Raw genomic sequence first — 24,021 nt, 5'->3', positions numbered from 1 at the left:
AATATTAGCTAATTAATGTTAAAAAAAACGTCCCGATTTATCGGGACGTTAGCTTATTATTTAAGAATTGTTTGTTTTCTATCTGGTCCGACAGAAACAATTTTTATTGGAACTTCTACCTCTTTTTCTATAAATTCGATGTACTCTTTTAACTCAATAGGCAATTGATCATAAGTAGTCATGCCTGTTAAATCTTGGTGCCATCCTTTGAATTCTTTGAATACAGGAGTTACATTTTCTGGTTCGATGTTATAAGGGAAATGTGAAATGGTTTTTCCTTTGTAGTTGTACTCAGTGCAAACTTTTAAGGTTTCAAAACCAGAAAGAACATCACCTTTCATCATCATTAATTGTGTTACACCGTTGATTTGAACAGCGTATTTTAACGCTACTAAATCCAACCATCCGCAACGTCTTTGTCTTCCGGTAACCGATCCAAATTCGTTTCCTACTTTGGCCATTGTAGCACCATCTTCGTCAAAAAGTTCAGTTGGGAATGGACCACTTCCTACGCGTGTTACGTAAGCTTTGAAAATTCCGTAAACTTCTTTGATTTTGTTTGGAGCAATTCCTAAACCTGTACAAGCACCAGCGGCAGTAGTGTTAGAAGAAGTTACAAATGGATAAGTTCCAAAATCAACGTCTAACAATGAACCTTGTGCACCTTCGCAAAGAATTGATTTTCCTGCTCTTTGAGCTTGGTTTAAGTATTCTTCACTGTCAATAAAATCTAATGTTTTTAAAACCTCGATAGATTCGAAAAATTCTTTTTCCATTTCAGCCAAATTGTACTGAATGTTAACATCGTGAAATTTAATCATTTCTTCGTGTTTGTCAGCCAATGCTCTGTAACGTTCTTTGAAATCCTCTAATTCAGTATCTCCAACACGCAATCCATTTCTTCCGGTTTTGTCCATATAAGTTGGTCCAATTCCTTTTAATGTAGATCCAATTTTTGCTTTTCCTTTTGAAGCTTCAGAAGCTGCGTCAAGTAAGCGGTGTGTTGGTAAGATTAAATGTGCTTTTCTAGAAATTATTAATTTGCTTTTGATGTCCAAATTAAATTTTTCAAGACCTTCAATTTCTTTTTGAAAAACTACTGGGTCAATTACCACTCCGTTTCCGATAATGTTTATGGCTGTTTTATGAAAAATTCCAGAAGGAATAGTTCTAAGAACGTGTTTTATTCCATCAAATTCTAAAGTGTGTCCTGCGTTTGGACCTCCTTGAAAACGAGCAATTATATCATAATTTGATGTAAGAACGTCAACAATTTTTCCTTTTCCTTCATCTCCCCATTGTAATCCTAATAATAAATCTACAGTCATTCTATGTTTTATTTGTAGTTAATTTTCTATTGTATTTTCTGCGTTTGTTTTTTTTCTGTTTCCGTATAAGTATAGGGAATGATTGGTGATTTCAATATCAAAAATTTCTTCGATAGTTTTTTTGATAGTTTGAATTCGTGGGTCACAAAATTCAATTACTTCACCAGTATCGGTCATAATGATATGATCGTGCTGTTTGTCGAAATAAGACTTCTCGTAGTGTGCTTGATTTTGTCCAAACTGATGCTTGCGTACCAAGGCGCAGTCCAGTAATAATTCGATCGTATTGTAAAGGGTTGCTCTACTGACACGGTAGTTTTTGTTTTTCATTTTGAGGTATAGATTTTCTATATCAAAATGTTCCTCACTGTCGTATATTTCTTGAAGGATAGCATACCTTTCTGGGGTTTTGCGGTGTCCTTTGTTTTCGAGATACATTGTAAAAACATTTTTTACAATCTCCTGATTTTTGTTGTTATCTGTGGAAATGAGTGTCATATCTTGCAAAGATAAATTATTATTTTAAAAGTATAAAAATTTAGAGTTTTAATTCTAAATCTAGTTTTTTATTTTTTAGGCTTTGATGACGGATAATAGATAAAGTCTTTTATGAAAACTAAATTATCTTGTGTTTTGCGTGAGGGATAGGAGCAAGCTACCGAAGTAGCGCGGATAGCCCGACACCATTAGGGAAAGAGGCCGAATCGACGGTTGGATAAGTTGGCCTCTTTTCCTAATGGTGGCACGCCCAAATGATTTTTGAAACTATTTGTTTTTGTCTTTTGGTTGCGATTATCACAATTTTGACTTTTAAAGTTTGTTTTTGTATTCGATGTTTTTTTGTTAATTTTTATAAACTCGAGTTACTTTGTCGATTCCATCAATTTTTTTGATGTTATCCATCAATTTTTTCAAAATGGTGATGTTGGGTACAATTACAGATACTTGACCTTTGAAAATACCGGCTTCACCGTTAAGAGAAATGCTCTGGATGTTGACATTCATGTTGTTTGAAATCACTTTTGTCAATTCGTTTGTAAGTCCTAAAGTGTCCATTCCCATGATGTTGATGGTGGCTTTGAAGTCTTGCTGAGTGGAATCGATCCATTTGGCCTGCATGATTCGGTATGCATAATTTGACTGTAGGGAAATTGCATTTGGACAGTCTTTTTTATGAATTTTGATACCGTCATTTATGGTTACAAAACCAAAAACTTCGTCACCGGGTATGGGATTGCAACAGCTGGATAGTTTGTAGTCGAGTTTGTCATGTGTTTTTCCAAAAACGAGCATATCATAATTGCTGCTGATGACTTGTTTGTGAATATCTTCATCGGCAGTGCTGTGTGAACGCTTGATTTTGTTTTTGAAAAAGTTGATTAAAGTGTTGCTTTTTTGGGCAGCATAATCTTTTAATTGTTGGTTATCAATAGAACCTACACCGACTCTGTAAAATAAATCCAAGCTTGTTTTTAGCCTAAAAAAGTTAACTAATTCGTTAATAGTTTGCTCGTTTAGCGTGACTTTTAGGTGCTTTAATTTACGGGTAAGGAGTTCTTTTCCGTCTTCGGCAATTTTCTTAGTGTTCTCGTTGAGGACGTTTCTAATTTTATTTTTTGCTCTTGAAGTGGTTACATAATCCAACCAGTTAATAGTTGGTTTTTGATTTGGAGAGGTGATGATTTCTACTTGATCTCCACTTTTTAATTCGTAATTTAAAGGGACTAATTTTCCGTTGACTCTTGTTCCTCTTGTTTTTATTCCAATTTCGGAGTGGATGCTAAAAGCAAAATCAAGTGAAGTGGCGCCTTTTGGGAGGGATTTGATTTCTCCTTTTGGGGTAAAAATGTAAATCTCTTTGGAATACAAGTTCATTTTGAAATCTTCCACAAAATCCACTGCACTCGTTTCTGAGTTTTCAAGGGCTTCTTTCAAAAGGTTTAACCAAACGTCGAGACCGTTTTCTTCGGAGGCTCCGTTTTTGTATTTGTAATGTGCTGCATATCCTTTTTCGGCGATTTCATCCATACGTTCGCTTCGTACTTGTACTTCTACCCAACGACCTTTTGGTCCCATTACGGTTATGTGTAATGCTTCGTAACCAGTTGATTTTGGTGAGGAAATCCAGTCGCGCAAACGACTTGGGCTGGGTCTGTAATGATCGGTTACGATGGAGTAAATTTTCCAAGCAAGGAATTTTTCATCGTGTGGATTTGATTTGTAGACAATGCGCAGAGCAAATTTATCGTAGACTTCATCAAAGCTTACATTTTGGGCCAGCATTTTTCTGTTGATGGAATAAATGGATTTTGGCCTTCCTTTAATGATGTAATCTACATTTTCTTCATCTAATGCTTTTTGGAGTACTTCGGAAATATCTTTTATGTAAAGATCTTGTTCTTCCTTTGTTTCTCTTATTTTGCTGACAATGTTGTTGTATCTTTCAGGTTCAGTGTATTTTAGACCTAAATCCTCAAGTTTGTTTTTGATTTTATAAAGCCCTAATCGATGTGCTAATGGGGCATAAATGTATAAGGTTTCGGACGCCAGTTTGACTTGTTTGTGGTCTTCCATCGAGTCCATAGTCAGCATATTATGCAATCTATCGGCTATTTTTATCAGGATTACCCGAACGTCATCATTAAGAGTCAATAGCATTCTGCGGAAATTCTCAGCTTGCATCGATACGTTAAGGTCTTTTTGTACCAATGATATTTTGGTTAATCCCTCAACCAGTTGGGCGATTTTGGGATTAAACATTTTTTCAATGTCTTTGACCGTGATTGGTGTGTCTTCGACAACGTCGTGCATTAAGGCTGCAGCAATGGAAGTTGCTCCCAAACCAATATCGGAAGCCACAATTTTGGCGACCGCAATAGGATGGAAGATATAGGCTTCTCCCGATTTACGTCGTTGGTCTTTATGAGCATCAACGGCTACGTCAAATGCCTTGCGTATCAGTTTTTTATCCTCTGTAGTTAAAGTTTGGTAACTAATGCGCAGTAACTCTTTATATTCTTGAGCAATTGCTTTGTTTTCTTTTTCTATATCAATTTCTATCATAACGGCATGGTTCAATTCCTAAAAATAAGATTTTTTTAGGAGATGTGCAAGGGGATGAAGGGGATTTTGGAATTTAATTGTTGATTTTAGAAGGCTGAATTTAGTAATCTGCCTTCTGCCTTCTGCAGTCTAAAATACTTTTTTAAAGTCCAAATCCTGAAAATCATAACTAAAATCGGTTAACTCAGAAATCGGTTTCATTTTTATTGCAATTGCTTTTCCTGTTGCATCAAATTCAAAAAACAAATGAGCATCGGCATGCAAGTAAGCATTGTTCCATTTTACAACTAAGTTTTTGTCTTTGTAAAGAAATAATTCTCCCGAAAGTATGGGAGAACGCTTGGAGGCAAAAAACAGCTTTCCTTTCTTTTCGCTAATTACTACTTCTCCAAACCATACATCTTTGTAGGTTCCAACATAATTGCTGAAGTCAATTTTGATATTATCTTTTTTGTTTTTGGCAGCCAATGCCCAAACTTCGTCAGTAGTTTTATCTCCCGCTTCCTCGTCCTCTTTTTCCCAATTTCTGTAAATCGTAACATAATCATCCGATTTTATACCAAGATAGCTGTCTTTTATAGTATTAGATATCGCGTAAAAAGCATCGCCTGATTGCTGATTAGTCAAAACTATAATTCCTAAATTAATCTCTGGAAGAAGAGTAACTAGAGTGACAATTCCTTCTAGGCCTCCCGAGTGTCTCACTTGTTTGTATCCTTTTACATCAGTTAGATTCCAACCCAAGCCATAAGAACCGAAATGAGTGTTGTAAGGTGGTTTTGTGGTTACTGGAATTATAGTTTGTGGAGTCCACATTTCATTATGTTCTTTTTTGGAGAACAACTGTTTGTTTTCTGTTCCGTATTTTCCATTGTTCAATTGCATAATCATCCATTTGCTCATATCGTTTACACTTGAGTAAATTCCACCTGCCGCATCCAATATTTGATTTTTGTATCTCGAAATCACTTTCAGCTTTCCGTCAAGGGGTACGTGAGGAGCAATAATATTAGAGGTGTCTTTTAATCGAACAAAGGAAGCTGCACTATTATTCATTTCTAGTGGTTTCATGATTTGGCTTTCAATAAAATCACACCAACTCATACCGCTTACTTTATGGACCACTTCTCCGGCAACGATATATAGCAAATTGTCGTAATCATATTTGGTTCTAAAAGCCGAAGCCGGTTTTAAATACTGCAAATTTTGGATGATATCCTGCGGCGTAAAATCGCTTCCACCAGGCCACCACATCAAATCTCCTGCGCCAAGTCCTAATCCGCTTCTATGGGTCAACAAATCCCGAATAGTGAATTCATTGGTCACATAGTCATTGTACATTTTGAAATTCGGCAAATAAGTAATGACTTTATCATCCCATTTTACTTTGCCTTCGTCCACTAAGATTGCTAAAGCGGCAGATGTAAAAGCCTTGCTGTTGGAAGCAATCGCATAAAGAGTGTTTGCATCTACTTTTTCATTAGTTAGTATAGATTTTACTCCGTAACCTTTTGCCAGTACCACTTTTCCGTCTTTAACTATTGCTACTGCAATTCCGGGAACATTAAAAGTGGTTAAAGTTCGATTAACTAAATTGTCCACTTCCTGTTCTGTAATTTGGGCAAAAGAATGGAGGCTAAATGTTAGAAGGACTAAAAGGGAAAAGCTAATTTTCTTCATATTTTGTTGTAATTAAATTCGAAATCTATTCTTTATTTTCTACAATCTAAAATCTGCAATCTGAATTCTAAAATTTAAAATCCCCTTTGTCTTTTGGCTTCAAATATTAAAATAGCGGCAGCAACAGATACGTTCATGCTGTCAATTTCTCCTTGCATTGGGATGATAATATTTTGGGTGGCAGCATCGCGCCATTCCTGTGTAAGTCCTGTGGCTTCTGTTCCAACAACCAATGCTGTTGGCGAAGTGTAATCTTGTGTATGATAGGAAGTGGAATTTTGCAGCGTGGCGCAATAAAAATTGATGTTTCGTTCTTTTAGAAAATTAATAATCTCGGTAGTAGTTCCTGTTGCAATCTGATTGGTAAACAAGCAACCAACACTTGAGCGAACCACATTAGGATTGTATAAATCGCTTTTTGGGTTGGCGATAATTACTGCGTCAAGATTTGCAGCATCGGCGGTACGTAGTAAAGCGCCTATGTTTCCAGGTTTTTCAGGAGCTTCCGCAATAATAATCAATGGATTTTCGGATAATTGTAAATCCGATAACTGCATCGATTTGGCTTTGGCTATAGCCAAAATCCCTTCGGTAGTATCTCTATATGCAAGCTTTTGATAGACATCTTTATTAATTTCTATCAATTCGGCGTTATTTGATAATTTGCGGGTTTCGGTTTCCGAACAAACTTCCGGTAAAAACAAAATCGTTTCTATCTCATATCCTCCTTTTAAGGCAAGTGAAATTTCTCTTTTTCCTTCAATCAAGAACGTTCCCGATTGTTTACGGTTTTTTGCTTTTTCCTGCAATAATACCAAGGATTTTATAAAAGGATTTTGGATGGAAGTGATTTGTTTCAAAAGAAAAGATGCTAAGTTACTAAGGTGCTAAGTTACTACCATTTTTTAAATTCTTAAAATAATCCGCAGTAAGTCGTTTTTTATTTAATTTTGGACAAGAAATCCTAACCGCAATCTGCAATCTAAAACCTGCAGTCTAAAATTTAAAATCTAAATGTTTCACCTACTCGATATTATTGGAACTATGGCATTTGCAATGTCAGGTGCGTTAACCGCAATGAGTAAAAAATTGGATCCGTTTGGTGTTTTTATCATTGCATTTGTAACCGCAGTAGGAGGAGGAACCTTGCGTGATGTTATGATAGGTCGCACACCTGTTGGTTGGATGCAGGATTTGACCTATGTGTATGTGATTACGTTAGGTTTTATTTTGACAATATTGTTCCGAAAAAGATTAGATAAACTCCGCACTTCATTAGCCTTATTCGATACTATTGGATTGGGTGTTTTTACCCTAATCGGAATTCAAAAAGGAATAGAATACCAACTTCATCCAACTATTTGTATCGCCTTAGGAACCATGACAGCCTGCTTTGGAGGTGTTATTCGGGATATTTTATGTAACGAGATTCCGGTTATTTTTCGAGAGGAAGTTTATGCAACTATCTGTATTTTGGGAGGAATCGTATTTTTTATACTACGAAAAATGAATTTGGAGAATGAAATTTTATACCTCATTACCTCATTGGTTATTATCGTCGTTCGTTTATTGGCCGTAAAATATAAGTGGCATTTTTCTCCTATAGAGCATAAACGATAAAGAAAATTAGTTATCTCTTCAGTCAGAAGATTGTTCGAAACAGTCCGAAGACTATTTAAAGCAGTCCGAAGTTAGTTCTAACCTTTCCGAAGCTAGTTCGAAGCAGTCCGAAGACCCCATCAGGCGTTCCGAAGCTCGCATCAGGCCTTCCGAAGACCGTATCAGGGAGTCCGAAGCTCGTATCAGGGCATTGTTTTGTTTGCGGATGCGCTATTTTGCTGACTTGATGAAAAATTGAACCTTTTTGTAATTTGCGGCTAAAGGAAGTAAAGATTTTTCGCCATTCGTATTTAGAATATTGCCCTAATTGCTTACTTTTCCACTCTTTAATACTCAATTGTGAAAGACTATACCGTAAAACGATATCAAGAAAAAGAATATGCGAATTGGAATGCTTTTATAAGCCAGGCCAAAAATGCTACTTTCTTGTTTCATCGTGATTTTATGGACTACCACAAAGACCGATTTGAAGATTTTTCCCTGATGGTTTATGAAAAGGAAAAGTTAGTCGCTGTTTTACCTGCCAATAAAGTGGAGAATGCAATTTATTCGCATCAAGGGCTGACATACGGAGGTTTGATTTATAAGGAGAAGATAAAATTGGCATCAGTTATTGCAGTCTTTAAAAGTGTTTTGTCTTTTTTGAATGATATTAACATTCAAAAATTACAGTTAAAATTAATTCCATCCATTTATCACAACAAACCAGCCGAAGAATTAAATTATGTCTTGTTTTTATTAGATGCTCGGTTAATTAGAAGAGATGCTTTGGCTACTATTGATTTGTCAAAGTCTTATGCTCTATCAAAAGACAGAAAAAATGGGGTAAAAAGAGGAATGAAGAATGGATTGAATGTTGTAGAAGTTGATGATTTCAATGATTTTTGGAATGAAATATTAATTCCAAATCTAGCACAAAAACATCAAGCCAAACCCGTTCATAATTTGGAAGAAATAACCAAACTGAAAGGCTTATTTCCAGAAAGAATTCGTCAATTTAATGTTTATGAAGATGGAGTTATTGTTGCTGGTACCACTATTTTTGAAAGTTCAATGGTAGCTCATAGTCAGTATATTTCGGGAAAAGATGATAAAAACGAATTAGGAGGTCTTGACTTATTACATCATTATTTATTGACTGAAGTTTTTAAGAGTAAGCGTTTTTTTGATTTTGGAATTTCTAATGAAGATCAAGGGCGAAAGCTGAATAATGGATTGTCTTATTGGAAAGAAGGTTTTGGTGCAAGTACAATTGTTCACGATTTTTATGAAGTAGAAACAGCAAATTATAGCTTACTAGAAAGTGTTTTAATATGATTCAATTCCTCGATTTAAAAAAAATAAATGAGTCTTATGAAATTGATTTTCAGCAAAAAATGAAATCGGTTTTAGAGAATGGTTGGTATATTTTAGGCAATGAAGTTACAGCTTTTGAAAGTAGTTTTGCTAACTATTGCGGAACAAAACATAGCGTAGGAGTAGGCAATGGTTTTGATGCTTTGGTGTTGGTTTTTAAAGCTTATATTCAATTAGGGATGTTACAAAAAGGAGATGAGGTAATTGTTTCCGCAAATACCTATATCGCCAGTGTTTTGGCTATTTTGGAAGCTAATTTAATTCCTGTTTTGGTTGAGCCAAAACTAGAAAAATATAATATTGACCCCAATCTGATTGCAGAAAAAATCACATCTAAAACCAAGGCAATTCTAGCAGTTCATCTTTATGGTCAATTAGCAGAAATGGACAGGATAAATGAAATTGCAAATCAAAATGATTTATTGGTAATCGAAGATGCAGCACAAGCTCACGGTGCCGTTTCTGGTTTTGGAAAATCTGGAAATTTATCAAATGCCGCAGCTTTTAGTTTTTATCCCGGGAAGAATTTGGGAGCTTTGGGAGATGGGGGAGCGGTTACCACAAATGATGCTGAATTGGCAAAGATCATTCGATCTTTACGCAATTACGGTTCTGAAGTAAAATATAAAAATGAATTTATAGGAGTAAATTCTAGATTAGACGAATTGCAAGCCGCTTTCTTGAATGTCAAATTACCACATTTAGATACAGAAAACAATAGTAGAAGAGTTATTGCCAAGCGCTATTTGTCAGAAATAAAAAATGATAAGATTACATTGCCATTTTGGAATTTTTCAGAAAATCACGTTTTTCATTTGTTTGTTATTCGAACTCAAAACAGATATCAATTGCAACAATATTTGTTGGATAACGGAATTCAAACGATGATTCATTATCCAATTCCTCCGCATAAGCAAAAAGCTTTTTCAGAATGGAATCATTTGTCTTTTCCAATTACCGAAAAAATACATAATGAAGTTTTAAGTTTGCCAATAAGTCCAGTAATGACAAATGATGAGGTGAGTTTTGTAATTGAAAAGCTGAATTTATGGACATAATAATAAAATCATTTAATAGACCATATTATTTAGATCGATGTGTTCAGAGTATTAGAAGGTTTGTTGTGAATTCTGATTATCGGATTATAATTCTTGATGATGGGACGCCTGAAAAATATCTAGAAAAGATATTAGAAAAAGATTCGGACATCACAATTTTAAAATCGTTTTTATATAATGAAAAAGTAAATGCAATTGAGAATGATGGGCAAAAGTTAAATCCGCAAGTCCCTATCGATTTATGGATTGATGCTGCTAAGAATGCCTCTGATTATTTTGTGTTATTGGAGGACGATATTTGGATGACTGATTATATTAATTTGGATGATTTGAAAATTTCTTTAAAGGCTAATAACCTCCAAATGCTTAAGTTATTTTGGCTAGGAAATCCCATATTAATATCAGATAAAATAGTAAAAGAAGAATCGTTTTTCAGTATTTATAAACCGAATCTTTATACCCGAAAACCACTATTGTACAAGTTTATTTTTGTTTATTTCCGATTCAAAATTAGAAAGACATTAGCATTCTTTAAAATATATACTAGCTCGAGGGTTTTAAGTTATTATGCCATTTACTCGGTTGCAGGTGCTGTTTTTAAACGTGAATATTTTTTGAGTTTGTGGAAAAATCATAGCAACACTATAGATGAAGGACTTCAGCTTTATAATGCAGTTAATTTTTTGGATAAAAATAAAAATGCAGCTTTTGGAAGAACTAATAAGGAGATTGTAAAGACTAGCTTTCTTTCAGCTGCTACGAATCAACACAAGAATTATGAAAATGCTTCTATTGATATGTTGGCGTTTAATAAAATTATCAATGAAGCTTGGTATGAAGGACAGTTTGATGAAATGGACAATTTTCCGAATGATTTGAATGCGGAGAAAATAGAAAAAATACTAAAAGAGAAAAATTCTGTTTCAGCAAATGTTGAAGAATGGAAAAAATGGGTGGAACGATTCAAACTACAATACACATCTTTTGGGTGTATAATTGATTGATATGCAGAATAACAACACGGATAGTTCACATAAAGAAATTATTAAAGCCACTGGGTTATTTGGGTTTGCCCAAGTTCTCAAAATGGTTGTTAGTGTTATCGGTACTAAATTTGTAGCCCTGTTTTTGGGTCCAGTTGGTATTGGTACAGTTGGACTTTTGAATAATACTATGGGGATTATTGGTTCGGTAACAAATTTTGGATTGAATATCACTGGGGTTAGAGAGGTTAGTTCATCCCATTCAAATGATGATGAGAAAATGTTTTCGGAACGTTTGACAGTCTTACAGAGATGGTTTTTTATTGTTGGATTGTTTGGAGCTATAGTGGCTATTTTATTTTCAAAATTGTTGAGTAGATGGACCTTTGGAAAAGATGAAAATTATTTTTGGTTTGTCATTCTCTCCGTAAATTTTATTTTGGTGAGTATTTCTGCTGGAAGATCTGTTATGTTGCAAGGTTTGAGGAAGGTTAAACTTATAGCTGTTTCGAATGTTTTGAGCTCAGTATTCATAACTTTGGTAACGATTCCGATTTATTATTTTTTTAAGTTTGACGGCATTGTTCCTGTCATTTTACTATCAAGTCTTATAGGTTTGCTTTTTAATCTGTATTATACCCGAAATATAAATATAATAGAAGTAAATATTTCGTTTGCTGAGACAATAAGGAGAGGGAAACCATTGCTTAAAGTAGGTTTTTTGTTGTCTATAAATGTGATATTTGGTCAAATATGCAATTATATCATCAAATTGTATTTGAATGGGAATGGGGCAACTGCTGAAATATTAGGTTTTTATGAAGTAAGTTCAGTTATATTATTGACATATGTTGGTTTAGTCTTTAATGCTATGGGGACTGATTTTTACCCGAGATTGATTACGATACAAAGTGACGATGTTAAGGTAAATCAAATCGTGAATGACCAAATAGAAATTGGATTATTATTAGTCACACCTTTAATTTCCCTTTTGTATTTGTTTTCTCCCTTTTTGATAGAAATTCTATATACAAAAGATTTCTTAGATGTTACATTGATTTTTAAAGCAGCCCTTTTTGCGGTGATTATAAAAACAGTTATGTGGCCGTTGGCTTTTATTATTTTGGCAAAGGGCCAGAATAAATTATATTTCAAGCAAGAATTATTGGGCGATTTTTTAAATATCTCAATGACTATAGTTTTTTATCGTTTATATGGTTTAGAGGGAATAGGATTAGCCAGTGTTCTCAATTTTACTATATCCGGTATATATATTTATCGAATTCTGAATAAAAGATTTAATTTCAGTATTAGAAAAGACACCTTAAAAATTCTTTTATTCTCTCTTTTTATAGGACTGACAAGTTGCTTAGTAGTTTTTTTTGTGGATTATCCCTTAGCTTATTTAATTTTGGGAATTTTGTCTTCTCTGTCTGTTTTTTATTCTTTCAGAGAGCTGGACAAAAGAATCGATATTTCTTCTTTCTATGCAAAAATTAGAAATAAGATTAAGCGTCATTAACAAAAAATGAGCTGAGTTTAACAAAACCTCAGTCTTAGCTCCAAAGGAATATATTTGATCAATGTCAAAATGTCAAATGTTTGATAAGCTTTCACTATTTCATAATGAATACGTTTTAAAAGAGCTTTATTCTCTTCTCTGGTTTTATTTAGTGCGATTGTTTTTTTTAGGATTAGGTATGTTGAATGATTTATTTTTCTGGCTCGGCTACCTTTTTTTTTGGAGAAATCACTCCCTAAAGAATTTGCAACTATTCTTTTTTGAATAAGGAGTTTGTCAATAAAATCAAATTCATATTGGCGGGAAGCCCGAATCCAAAAATCCAAATCTTCATAAGCCAGTGTTTCATCATATCCTTGTAAATGGTCGAATACTGTTTTCTTTATCATTGCAGATACGGAGCAAATACTATTACCACCAGAAAGAACCGATTGATAAATGTCTCCTGTAATTCTGTTTTCGATTACTTTTTTTTGCTCATTTACAGGAAAATAATATGAGTCGAATGTGCCATTTTCAGAAATTAATTCAACATTTCCATAAACCACACCAAGATTTTTATAGTGGCTATTTTTGAAGCCTTCAAGTTGTAATGTCACGCAATTGGGCAATAAAATATCATCAGCAGCCAAGTCGATTACATATTCTCCTTTGGCCAGTTTTAGCGCTTTGTTAAAGGATTTGGTATTTCCCAAATTGGTTTCATTAGTTATAAACTGAATTTGGGGATTTTTTTCGAGCCAAGTTTCAATGATGATCTTCGAAGAATCGGTGCTGCAATCATCAACTATAATGAGTTCTATAGAAGGATATGATTGATTAATGACAGAATTTAAACTCTCAACTACGTAGGCTTCGTGGTTGTAGCACAAACAAATAATAGTAACGAGTGGATTGTTCTGCATTATTTTTTAAAATAGCTATATTTGAGACGAAAATAACAAAATGAAAATGATATTGCCCCACAAAAAATATAAAATTGCATTAGTCGGTTATCGATTAAGTGGCGGCGGCAGCGATAAAGTAATGGCCAATTTGTCTGTTTTCTTTGCAAAAAATAATATCGATGTTCATATTATTATTGTTTTGGATGAGGTCTCTTATCCTTATTCCGGGAAACTGGTTAATTTAGGTTTGTTGAAGAATAAAACTAACGGAATATTCAATAAAATTAAGCGACTAATTTCGTTGCGAAAATATCTAAACGATAATGATTTTGATTTTATTATTGATTTTCGCTTTCGAACCAAAGTTATTCAGGAATTAATTTTAGCCAGATTTATTTATAATACTAAAACAATTTTTACAATCCATAGTTTTTTGATTGACCATTATATGCCAAATAATTCTTGGTTGACACGATTAACGTACAATCACTGTTATGCCAATGTGGCAATAACCAATCAAATGGAAGAATTGATTGTAGAAAAGCATCAGTTGAATAATGTTGTAACAATTTCAAATCCTGTTAATTTGGAGGAGATTAATCAAAAGTGCGATGAACCAATTGCTATTGATTTTGAATACATAATTGCAATCGGGCAATATGAAAATAATATAAAACAGTTTGATAAATTGATTTTGAGTTATGCCAATTCTGTTTTAATGGATAAACAAATTCATCTTGTGATAGTAGGAGAGGGAGATAGCAAAGAATTGAAAAAAGTAGCAAAAGAGTGTAATGCAACTGATTTTGTACATTTTTTAGGGTATCAAAATAATCCTTTCAAATATTTGAAAAATGCTCGATTTTTAGTTTTAAGTAGTAAAAATGAGGGAATGCCAAATGTTATTTTAGAGTCATTGGCTTGTGGTACTCCAGTAGTTTCATTTGATTGCCCTAGTGGTCCAAAAGAAACTATCAGTAATTTAAAAAATGGAATTCTGGTTGAAGATCAGAATATAGAAAAACTTACCGAAGCTATGAATACACTGGTTGAAGATGAAAAATTATATCAATATTGCAAGCAAAATGCAAAAGAAAGTGTAACTCCATTTTTGTTGGATACAATAGGGAAACAATGGTTGGATTTAATGCAAATTAATACGATTTAAGGATGGGAACACTAAATGCTATTCAGTTATTAAAAATACCTGTCGTTGAAGATGTAAGAGGTAATTTAGGAATTATTCAAAGTGATTTTTTGCCCTTTGAATTCAAGCGTGTCTATTATCTTTTTGATGTGCCAAGTAGTGCATTTAGAGGTGGACATTCCCATATAAATCAGCAAGAAGTGCTTATCGCTTTGAGTGGTAGTTTTGAAGTAACCGTAAATGACGGAATTGAGAAGAAACGTTATTTGTTGAATAAACCGAATGTTGGGTTGCTTATTCCCACAGGTATTTGGCGTGAATTGGAAAATTTTTCTTCGGGTGCTGTTTGTTTGGTTTTGGCTTCTGATGATTTTTTGGAAGAAGATTATATAAGAGATTTTGATGAATTCTTGAGCACCAAAAAATGAAATTATTTTATATAGTTCCCAAACTAAATAATGAAGGTGGAGTCGCTAGAGTTCTATCGTTAAAGCTGAATTACCTTGTTGAGAAGTTTGGTTATGAAGTTCATATTCTTACTCAAAATCAAGGAAACTTTCCGTTGTTCTATTCTTTCCATAAAAATATCGTTTTCGATGATATGATCCTGGAGGGAACAATTTTTAATTTTTTCAGTTCTTTTCGTAATTCTTTAAAAAGTAAAATAGAAAACATTCAGCCAGATGTAATTATTGTTTGTGATAATGGTTTGAAAGCCTATACAATTCCCTTTATTCTGTCTGATGCAATTCCGATTATTTTTGAATGTCACGGTTCAAAATACATTGAAGAAAAACAATTGGAATCGGATTTTATTTCAAAATTCAAAAGTTCCCTTAAATATAAATTCAAAGATTTTGGAGCAAATAAGTTCTCGAAATTAGTGGCTTTGTCTGATGAAAGTTTGAATGAATGGAATGTAGAAAATGGTTTGGTAATATCAAATCCTTCCTGGATACAAAATGATAATAGAGCTGAGCTAAAATCCAAAAAAGTAATCGCGATTGCTCGAAATTCCTATGAAAAAGGTTTGGACAGATTATTGATTATTTGGCAGAAAGTGGTTGAGAAATATCCTGATTGGACTTTAGATATTTATGGAGAATCAGTGACGAATTTGAAACAAACGGTTCTTGAGTTGGTAATGGAATCCAATGTGAATTTAAACGAACCCATAAAGAATATTTCAGAAAAATACTTGGCTTCATCTGTATATGTTATGACTTCTCGTTCCGAAGGATTTCCTATGGTGTTGCTTGAGGCGATGGCTTCTGGTCTGCCTTGTGTTGCCTATGATTGCCCAACAGGACCAAGAGCTATTATTGAAGAAGGGGAGAATGGCTTTTTGATTGAAGACGGAAATGTAGATTCATTTTTTCAAAAACTGGAATTGCTTATCGAAGATGAAAATTTGAGAATGAAAATGGGGAAAAATGCTCAAGAGAGTGTGAAAAAATATGATTTGGACAGTATAATGCAACAATGGAAATCACTTTTTGAAACCTTGCTAAACAAATAATTACTTGGATTGAATTTTGCAATAATAACCCAATTTGTAAAGATCAAATAAGAAAAGAGAAGGTTTTTCAGAAAGTAAATTAGAAATTATCTTCGATTCTGTTTTATTGAAAATGTAAGCCATTATTGCAACGAGTTTTAGTTTTTTTAAAACAACATAAGCGGAATTAATTTTACTTTCGATAGCAGGAAACTTTCCAGAATTGATAATGTAAACAAGATTCTCAATAGCTGTTTTTGTTTTTTCTAAAAAAAGTATAGAAGTTTCTAAATTCAAATGATAAGTTGGATTATCAATATGAGAAACTTTAATGTTTTTTGTTTTTAATACAGATAAAAAACACAAATCTTCATTACCATATTTTGTAATGGTTGCGTCAAAAGGATATTGTGAGATGATTCCTTTTTTAATTAATAAATTGGAAGTCAATGCATTGTTGTTAGGGTTTTTATTCCTGTTTTCAAGCGAATGAGCTTCTCTTTTATTTCCATAAACCCAACGTAAAAGTTGTTCTTTGTTAGGGGCTTTTTTCTCGTATTGAATGCCTCCAAATACAACTGATGCTGTTGGAATTACTTCACAGTATTTTTGAATAAAATCATTTTGGGTCGGAAAAGTGTCACAATCCATTAGAAGTAAAAAATCGTATTTTGATTTTTCTACTAATGAATTGATGTTATTTCCTCTTCCGAGGTTGGAATTATTTATGAAAAAAGTACAATTATCTAGGGAATTTATTTTTTGATTCTCAATATTCCATTTTGAATTTGAAGCGTCATCTTGGCACAAAATTTCATATTCAATCTCACAATCTAAACATTGCTTATGTAATTCTAAAACAAGCGGAAATGTATTGTAATTGTAAGCAGGAATAAGAATCGATAGCATTACACCGTTCTTTGTACCACTTCAAAAATGGTTGCATCCTCACATTTTAAAGTTTTGCTTGGGAACTTCATTAACAATGCATAATCGTGAGTTGCCATAATGACTGTTTTTCCATTAGCGTTGATTTTTCTTAAAACTTCAAGAACTTCTATACTGGTTTGCGGGTCTAAATTTCCTGTAGGTTCATCGGCAAGGATAAATTCCGGATCGTTCAATAACGCTCTTGCGATAGCTATTCGTTGTTGTTCTCCACCAGAAAGTTGGTGAGGCATTTTGCTTGCAAAGTCTTTCATATTTACCTTGTCAAGTACTTCGTTTATTTTGGCATCCATTTCGTTTATATCCGTCCATCCGGTAGCTTTCAAAACAAAAAGCATATTGTCTTTAACGCTACGGTCTGGAAGTAATTTAAAATCTTGGAAAACAATACCAAATTTTCTTCTCAAAAACGGTATGTCATCTTCTTTTAAAGTAGCCAAATCAAATTCTACAATTTTACCTTCTCCTTCCGTTAATGGCAAATCAGCATATAATGTTTTTAATAAACTACTCTTTCCAGAACCAGTTTTTCCAATGATGTATATGAATTCGCCGTGATTGACTTCAAGATTAACATCAGATAAAATGATTTTTCCTTCTTGATATATGTTTACGTTTTTTAAAGACAGTACAGATTGTGACATAATAGAATTTGTTTATTGGGTAAAAGTAAAAAGATAAAATCCAAATACAAAAGTAAAATGCAAAAATTAAGTTTCAAACCTGTATTCTATGTTATTAATTTTTGGAGCAGAAACATTTTGCATTTTTGTCAACATCGTCCCGCTATCCGTTACAAACGAAGTTCACTGAACTCCGATGGAAATAAAAGTATAGTGAAGTAATCTTATGTGCCGAACCCCAGCACATAAGGATTTTCATTGCTATCGGGGCTAAAAGGAGATATTTCGCTTTTTTATTATCATTCCAAAAAGAGAAAAAAATAAAAATCGCACTCAGTTTCCAAAATAAAACAAAATTCAAATTTCAACAAAACGCTTCACCCCAAAGGAGATAGACGGGCTGTGGGTTTTTGTTTGAAAAAAGTTTATAATAAAAGCCTCCGGGCTTTCGTTATAAAAGACATAAACAATATATTTGACTTATAAAAAAAACGACAATGCGTAAACTTCCCGGACTTTTTTTAATCCTTTTTACTGTTCAAATAACATCCCTTTATTCACAAGAATCAACCATTTATACTTACTCATTAAAAGACTTCGATAAAGCACTTTCTTTATATGAGGACAAACAATATGCTTCGGCGCAAATCATTTTTAAAAATGTTCAAGATGTTGCTACGACCGAAGGATTGGAATCTGATTGTGCCTATTACATTGCTAATTGTGCCATTCGCACCGATCAGGATAATGCCGAAGAACTGATTAATCGTTTCGTGGAGGAATATCCTGCAAGTCGCAAGCAAAATCAAGCCTTTATTGATGTTGCTTATTATTATTTCGACCATAAAGATTACAAAGAAGCTTTGCAATGGTTTAATAGGGTAGATGAAAGCGTTCTAAGAGACAGTGAACGTAACAAGTATAATTTCCAAAAAGGATATGCTTATTTTGATTCCAAAAAAACAAAAGAAGCCCAAAAATATTTTAGTAAAGTCGCCAATACCGATGAATACGGGACGCAGAGCAAATATTATATGGGGTTTATGGCCTACGAATCTGATGATTATGTAGAGGCTAATAAACAATTTGACCAAGTTTCCGGTAATGAAAAGTACTCTGAAAAATTATCTTATTACAAATCGGATATGAGTTTTAAATCGGGGGATTTTCAAAAAGCTATCGATTTAGGAATCAAAGCAATACCGAATTCCACTCCTGAAGAAAAATCAGAATTGAATAAAATTATCGGCGAAAGCTATTTTAATCTAAAACAATACGACAAGGCAATTCCTTATTTAGTTGGATATAAAGGCAAAAAAGGAAAGTGGAATAATACCGATTTCTATCAATTAGGATATGCTTATTATGTACAAAAGGATTATGAAAATGCCATTTCGCAATTCAATAAAATTATTGACGGAAATGATTTCATAGCCCAGAATGCGTATTACCATTTGGGAGAAAGTTATTTAGAATCTGGGAAAAAACAACAGGCTTTGAATGCTTTCAAGAATGCTTCCGAAATGAATTTTAATTTAAAATTACAGGAAGATGCCAGTTTCAATTACGCCAAATTGAGTTATGAAATTGGAAATTCGTATCAAAGTGTTCCTGAAATTTTATTGGGATTTATCAATAAATACCCAACGAATCCAAATAATGATGTCATAGAAAAACTATTGGTTGATTCTTATATTTCATCCAAAAACTACAAAGAGGCATTGGTTTTATTAGAAAAAAATAAAACTCCAGAAAATAGAATTGCCTATCAAAAAGTAGTTTTCTATAGAGGATTGGAATTATATACTGAAGGGAATTACACAGAATCCCTGTCGATGTTTGAAAAAGCAATTAAGGAACAAAAAGATCCTACGATTACTGCCCGAGCTTCTTTTTGGAAAGCTGAGTCTGAATATAATTTGGAAGATTACAAAGAAGCTTTGTTGAGTTATCAGCAATTCTCGGATTTGGCGAAAGCCAAAGAAACTGTTGAGTTCAAAAATGTAAACTATAATATTGCTTACGCTAATTTTAAGTTGAAAGAATATGATGCTGCGGGGAATTCTTTCCAAAGTCAGATAGATAATAATAAAGCGGATAAGGTTCGTCTGAATGATTCCTATTTGCGTCTTGCTGACTGCCGATTTGTAACAACCAAATATCAATCAGCTTTAGATGCTTATATTAAGGTAATAGAATCCAAAAGTGTAGATGCTGATTACGCTTATTTTCAAAAAGCACTTTGCTACGGATTTCTTTCGAAAAACAGTAAAAAGATAGAAGAACTCAATGCATTTTTGACATTGTATCCAAAATCAGATTACCAAGATGATGCTTTGTTTGAATTAGGAAATACCTACGTGGCCGATAACAAACAGGATTTGGCTATAAAAGCCTATGATAAATTAGTGACGACTCTAAAAAATAGTTCCTACACCTCAAGAGCTATTTTGCGTCAAGGATTGATATATTACAATTCGGATCGTAACGATTTGGCTTTGGCTAAATTCAAAAAAGTGGCTTCCGATTTTCCTAAAACTCCCGAAGCTTACGAAGCAGTTTCTACTGCYAGATTGATTTATGTGGATAACGGAAAAGTAGATGAATACGCAACTTGGGTAAGAACATTAGATTTTGTGGCAGTTACCGATTTGGAATTGGATAACGATACTTTTGAGGCTGCTGAAAAACAATTTGAACAGGCAAATACTAAACAAGCTATTTCTGGTTATTCTGGTTATGTTTCAAAATTTCCGAATGGAGTTCATATTCTGAAAGCTAATTTTCAATTGGCACAATTGCTTTATGCCGAAGGTTCGGAAGGTAAATCGGTTACCAATTATGAGTATGTAATAAGCCAGCCTCGTTGTGAATATACGGAGCAGTCTTTGGTTCGATTGGCGCAAATATTTTTGAAAGATAAAAATTGCGACAAAGGAATTCCGGTTTTGGTCCGCATAGAAAACGAAGCAGATTTTCCACAGAATAAGACTTTTGCGCAAGCGAATTTGATGAAATGTTATTATGAAGCCAAGGATTATCCAAATTCGGTGGTTTATGCCGATAAAGTTTTGGCCAATCCTAAAGCGGAAGAGAATGTAAAAAGTGATGCACAAATTATTGTTGCCCGTTCTGCCATGCAATCCGGTGACGAAGCGAAAGCTAAAACTGCTTACGCAAAATTATTAACGGTAAGTAAAGGAGAACTCGCTGCGGAAGCTTTGTATTATGATGCTTATTTTAAAAATAAAGACGGAAAATTTGAGATTTCGAATACTGCGATTCAAAAATTAGCCAAAAACTATTCGAGTTACCGTTATTTTGGTGCCAAAGGTTTGGTTCTAATGGCAAAGAATTATTACGGATTGAAAGATAGTTATCAAGCAACTTATGTTTTAGATAATGTAATCGAAAACTTCACTGATTATTCGGATGTGGTTGAAGAAGCCAAAACTGAATTAAGCAAGATAAAAACTGAGGAAGCCAAAACAAATTCATCCATAACTAAATAGAAAGCAGAATGAAATTACCTTTTTATATAGTAGATGTTTTTGCAGAGGAAAAATATGCCGGAAATCAACTGGCAGTTTTTTTGGATGCTGATGGATTGAATACAGAACAGATGCAAAAAATTGCACGCGAAATTAACTTCGCAGAAAGTACTTTTATTACTAAGATTCAACCCGAAAATAACAGTGCTGAAATTCGAATTTTTACGATAGAAAATGAAATGCGATTCGCGGGTCATCCAATTATAGGGACATCTTGGGTTTTGATGAATAAAATTGTCGAAAGCCAACCCCGAAATTTTAAATTATCGGTTCCAGTTGGTGAAATTCCAATTCAGCAATCAGGAGATTTGGTTTGGTTGCAGGCAGCTCAACCTCAATTTTGGGATGTTTTTTCAAAGGAAGATTTTTTGTCTTTTAGTAATTTAAGCGCTGATGATTTTGATGATAAATTTCAAATTCAGGAAGTGACTACGGGAAGTGCATTTGTGATTGTTCCGCTAAAAAGCAAAAAAGCATTAGAGAATTTAAATCTCGAGTTGATTAAAATGAAAGAGTGGTTGCTGGCTCATTGTCGAACAAATCATAGATCATTATATTTCTATTGCTTTGATGAAGGAAAACTTTACAGCAGAATGTTGTGTATTGAACATAATCAGATTATGGAAGATGCGGCCACCGGAAGTGCGAGTACCTGTTTGCAAGCTTTTCTTTTGAAATACCATTCACCAGAAATTAAAATAGTCAATCATCAAGGGGATTTTATCAATAGACCTTCGAGAATTTATTTTGACGGCGAGTTGTCAGGAGATTATTTTGATATCAAAATAGGAGGAAAGTCACAATTCATTGCAAAAGGGGAATGGGAAGTGTAAAAGAGAAGGCAGAAATTCGAGAGCAGAATAGAGAAGGCAGAAATTAGAAAAACAGAAGTTAGAAAAAAAAGAAAGATGATGATCAAAAATATAAAAGCATTTATAAATAAACAATCAATGTTCTCAATTGAGAGGAGGATTACGATGGGGGTTTTTTTCTTGTTTTTTTCACAATTATCTTTTTCGCAAGACAAAAAAGATAAAAATGACAATATTGGAACTGAGGTGGTAAATGTGGTGAAACCATATACGCCGACAATCTCTGATGCTTTTAAAGTAAAAGAAGTTCCTGTGATTACAATTGATGAAAATGCCAAAAAAGAGAGCGTGAAATATTCTATTTTGCCTTTTCCTGTGGCTTCTACTTTTTCTCCTTCAAAAGGAAATGCACAAGGAGTTGAGAAAGCAAAGCAAGAACGTTTGTTTAAAAACTATGCAACATTTGGAATTGGAAACTATGGTGCTTTGAATGCTGAATTGTATGTAAATGAAGATCTTAATAATAATGAGTATATAGGAGGGATGTTTCGCCATAATTCTTCGCAAGGAGGTATAAAAGACATTACGCTCGACGACTTCTATTATGATACCAAAATCGATTTGATTTATGGGTCAAACGAACAGGAAATGGCTTGGAATATAAAACTCGGATATCAAAATCAAGTTTATAATTGGTATGGATTGCCATCAAATTTTGGAAATACATTGACACTTCAAGAAAGTATGGCTTTGGTTAATGGAATCAATCCGCAACAATCTTATAATACAATAACAGCTGGCGGTTCACTGTTTTTTGAAGAAGCCCTTTTGAAAGATGTGAAACTTGAGCTTACTCACTTTTCCGATGCATATAGTTCGACTGAGAATCGATTTTTATTAGCGCCAACTTTTAAGTTTGATGTTTTGGATGAAGCAATAAAAACCAAAGTATTTGTCGATTATGTTGACGGTAGTTTTAAGAAAGACTATTCAGGAACCAATACTGCAGACATTAAGTACGGTTTTACAAATTTGGGAATAGTACCGAGTTTTGTAATGAAAAGAGACGATTGGACAATCGATATTGGAGCAGGCTTGGTTTATAGTATGGGTAAGAATAACACGAGTAACAAGTTTTATGTTTATCCATCGGTTTCTGCTTCGTATAATGTTGTTGGTGATTTGATGATATTTTATACAAATGCAATTGGGAACTTGGGACAAAATACCTATAAAGATTTTGTTGATGGGAATCCTTTTGTTTCTCCAACATTGGAGATTAAGCCAACCAATGAATTGTATGATGTTAATGCAGGTTTAAAAGGGAAATTGGCCAGTACTGTAAGTTATGATGTAAAAGCTTCATATATATATGATGAAAATAAAGCATTGTTTCGAAGCAATGATTACAATGAAAAAGACACGAATGCCAATTACGCTTTCGGGAATTCATTTCAGGTAATTTATGATGATATGAAAACCATACGTCTTTACGGAGAAATTAAAGCCGATTTAGCCAAAGGAGTAACTGTGGAAGCCGATGCAACTTTTAATAGTTATTCTAATAAAATACAAGGAGAAGCTTGGAATTTACCGGAACTTCAATTGAATTCCAAAGTTGATTTTATGGTTACCGAAAAATGGTTTGCAGGTATAAATTTGTTTTATGTAGGCGAACGTAAAGACCAACAGTTGAATACCGATATTGTTTATGTTACTGCTCCAGGACCAATCACATTGGATGGTTATTTTGATTTGAATGCCAATATTCGATTTAAATATAGCGAAAGGTTTACGACCTTTTTAAAAGCTAATAATATTATGAATAATGGCTATGAAAAATGGTTGAATTATCCAGTTCAAGGTTTTCAAGTGATGTTGGGAGCAAATTATAAATTTGATTTTTAGAAATTAACTGCAAAGACGCAAAGGCGCTAGATTTTCT

General features: G+C 33.6%; 19 protein-coding genes. 11 read left to right on the top strand and 8 right to left on the bottom strand.

The window, feature by feature from the left end; all coding sequences use genetic code 11:
* Window positions 1–56: 56 nt before the first annotated feature.
* From AC1DY0_RS01585 to AC1DY0_RS01565, 5 genes are all read right to left on the bottom strand, one after another.
* Entirely contained in the window at window positions 57–1,328 is a 1,272-nt protein-coding gene (locus AC1DY0_RS01585) for an adenylosuccinate synthase (protein WP_310003531.1), read from the bottom strand.
* A gap of 18 nt (window positions 1,329–1,346) precedes the next feature.
* Window positions 1,347–1,826, bottom strand: a complete 480-nt coding sequence (locus AC1DY0_RS01580) for a Fur family transcriptional regulator (RefSeq protein WP_111409435.1) — start codon at window positions 1,824–1,826, stop codon at window positions 1,347–1,349.
* A gap of 345 nt (window positions 1,827–2,171) precedes the next feature.
* On the bottom strand, window positions 2,172–4,391 hold the full coding sequence (locus AC1DY0_RS01575; protein WP_477186935.1) for a RelA/SpoT family protein: 2,220 nt from the start codon (window positions 4,389–4,391) through the stop codon (window positions 2,172–2,174).
* 129 nt (window positions 4,392–4,520) lie between these two features.
* The gene (locus AC1DY0_RS01570; RefSeq protein WP_477186934.1) at window positions 4,521–6,071 is read right to left on the bottom strand and encodes a serine hydrolase; all 1,551 of its coding nucleotides are present in this window, start codon (window positions 6,069–6,071) and stop codon (window positions 4,521–4,523) included.
* A gap of 74 nt (window positions 6,072–6,145) precedes the next feature.
* Window positions 6,146–6,931 (bottom strand): TrmH family RNA methyltransferase, encoded by a 786-nt coding sequence (locus tag AC1DY0_RS01565; protein WP_477186933.1) that lies wholly within the window; start codon window positions 6,929–6,931, stop codon window positions 6,146–6,148.
* Between the two features lie 154 nt (window positions 6,932–7,085).
* On the opposite strand from AC1DY0_RS01565, the gene AC1DY0_RS01560 reads away from it, so the two are divergent.
* From AC1DY0_RS01560 to AC1DY0_RS01540, 5 genes are all read left to right on the top strand, one after another.
* Window positions 7,086–7,691, top strand: coding sequence for a trimeric intracellular cation channel family protein (locus AC1DY0_RS01560; RefSeq protein WP_477186932.1), 606 nt, complete (start codon window positions 7,086–7,088; stop codon window positions 7,689–7,691).
* 339 nt (window positions 7,692–8,030) lie between these two features.
* Window positions 8,031–9,008: a GNAT family N-acetyltransferase gene (locus AC1DY0_RS01555; protein WP_477186931.1), complete on the top strand. Its 978-nt coding sequence runs from the start codon at window positions 8,031–8,033 to the stop codon at window positions 9,006–9,008.
* Complete coding sequence (locus tag AC1DY0_RS01550) at window positions 9,005–10,105, top strand: DegT/DnrJ/EryC1/StrS family aminotransferase (protein ID WP_477186930.1); 1,101 nt, start codon at window positions 9,005–9,007, stop codon at window positions 10,103–10,105. Before AC1DY0_RS01555 ends, AC1DY0_RS01550 begins: the two co-directional genes overlap by 4 nt.
* Window positions 10,096–11,109 carry a glycosyltransferase family 2 protein gene (locus tag AC1DY0_RS01545; RefSeq protein WP_477186929.1) on the top strand — a complete coding sequence of 338 codons (1,014 nt, stop codon included), beginning with the start codon at window positions 10,096–10,098 and terminating at the stop codon, window positions 11,107–11,109. Before AC1DY0_RS01550 ends, AC1DY0_RS01545 begins: the two co-directional genes overlap by 10 nt.
* A gap of 1 nt (window position 11,110) precedes the next feature.
* Window positions 11,111–12,610, top strand: coding sequence for an oligosaccharide flippase family protein (locus AC1DY0_RS01540; protein WP_477186928.1), 1,500 nt, complete (start codon window positions 11,111–11,113; stop codon window positions 12,608–12,610).
* A 17-nt stretch (window positions 12,611–12,627) separates the two neighbouring features.
* Here AC1DY0_RS01540 and AC1DY0_RS01535 read toward each other — a convergent pair whose 3' ends face one another.
* Window positions 12,628–13,515: a glycosyltransferase family 2 protein gene (locus AC1DY0_RS01535; RefSeq protein ID WP_477186927.1), complete on the bottom strand. Its 888-nt coding sequence runs from the start codon at window positions 13,513–13,515 to the stop codon at window positions 12,628–12,630.
* A 40-nt stretch (window positions 13,516–13,555) separates the two neighbouring features.
* Between AC1DY0_RS01535 and AC1DY0_RS01530 the strand changes: the two genes are divergently transcribed.
* From AC1DY0_RS01530 to AC1DY0_RS01520, 3 genes are read left to right on the top strand one after another with little or no spacing between them, the layout of a single operon-like run.
* Window positions 13,556–14,665, top strand: coding sequence for a glycosyltransferase (locus AC1DY0_RS01530; protein WP_477186926.1), 1,110 nt, complete (start codon window positions 13,556–13,558; stop codon window positions 14,663–14,665).
* 2 nt (window positions 14,666–14,667) lie between these two features.
* Complete coding sequence (locus AC1DY0_RS01525) at window positions 14,668–15,072, top strand: sugar 3,4-ketoisomerase (RefSeq protein WP_477186925.1); 405 nt, start codon at window positions 14,668–14,670, stop codon at window positions 15,070–15,072.
* Entirely contained in the window at window positions 15,069–16,163 is a 1,095-nt protein-coding gene (locus tag AC1DY0_RS01520) for a glycosyltransferase family 4 protein (RefSeq protein ID WP_477186924.1), read from the top strand. Before AC1DY0_RS01525 ends, AC1DY0_RS01520 begins: the two co-directional genes overlap by 4 nt.
* Here AC1DY0_RS01520 and AC1DY0_RS01515 read toward each other — a convergent pair whose 3' ends face one another.
* The gene (locus AC1DY0_RS01515; RefSeq protein WP_477186923.1) at window positions 16,164–17,051 is read right to left on the bottom strand and encodes a glycosyltransferase; all 888 of its coding nucleotides are present in this window, start codon (window positions 17,049–17,051) and stop codon (window positions 16,164–16,166) included.
* On the bottom strand, window positions 17,051–17,734 hold the full coding sequence (locus AC1DY0_RS01510) for a cell division ATP-binding protein FtsE (RefSeq protein ID WP_477186922.1): 684 nt from the start codon (window positions 17,732–17,734) through the stop codon (window positions 17,051–17,053). Before AC1DY0_RS01510 ends, AC1DY0_RS01515 begins: the two co-directional genes overlap by 1 nt.
* Before the next feature lie 476 nt (window positions 17,735–18,210).
* On the opposite strand from AC1DY0_RS01510, the gene AC1DY0_RS01505 reads away from it, so the two are divergent.
* The 3 genes from AC1DY0_RS01505 to AC1DY0_RS01495 all read left to right on the top strand — a co-directional run bounded on the left by AC1DY0_RS01505 (window position 18,211) and on the right by AC1DY0_RS01495 (window position 23,984).
* A complete protein-coding gene (locus AC1DY0_RS01505) occupies window positions 18,211–21,225 on the top strand; it encodes a tetratricopeptide repeat protein (RefSeq protein WP_477186921.1) in 3,015 nt (1,004 codons plus the stop codon).
* 8 nt (window positions 21,226–21,233) lie between these two features.
* Complete coding sequence (locus AC1DY0_RS01500; RefSeq protein ID WP_477186920.1) at window positions 21,234–22,097, top strand: PhzF family phenazine biosynthesis protein; 864 nt, start codon at window positions 21,234–21,236, stop codon at window positions 22,095–22,097.
* A gap of 75 nt (window positions 22,098–22,172) precedes the next feature.
* Complete coding sequence (locus AC1DY0_RS01495) at window positions 22,173–23,984, top strand: TonB-dependent receptor (RefSeq protein ID WP_477186919.1); 1,812 nt, start codon at window positions 22,173–22,175, stop codon at window positions 23,982–23,984.
* Window positions 23,985–24,021: the final 37 nt, after the last annotated feature.

This window comes from Flavobacterium sp. P1_E4 (genome assembly GCF_056405915.1).
The sequence above is the reverse complement of the archived record's forward strand: the minus strand, read 5'-3'. Positions and strand labels throughout refer to the sequence as shown.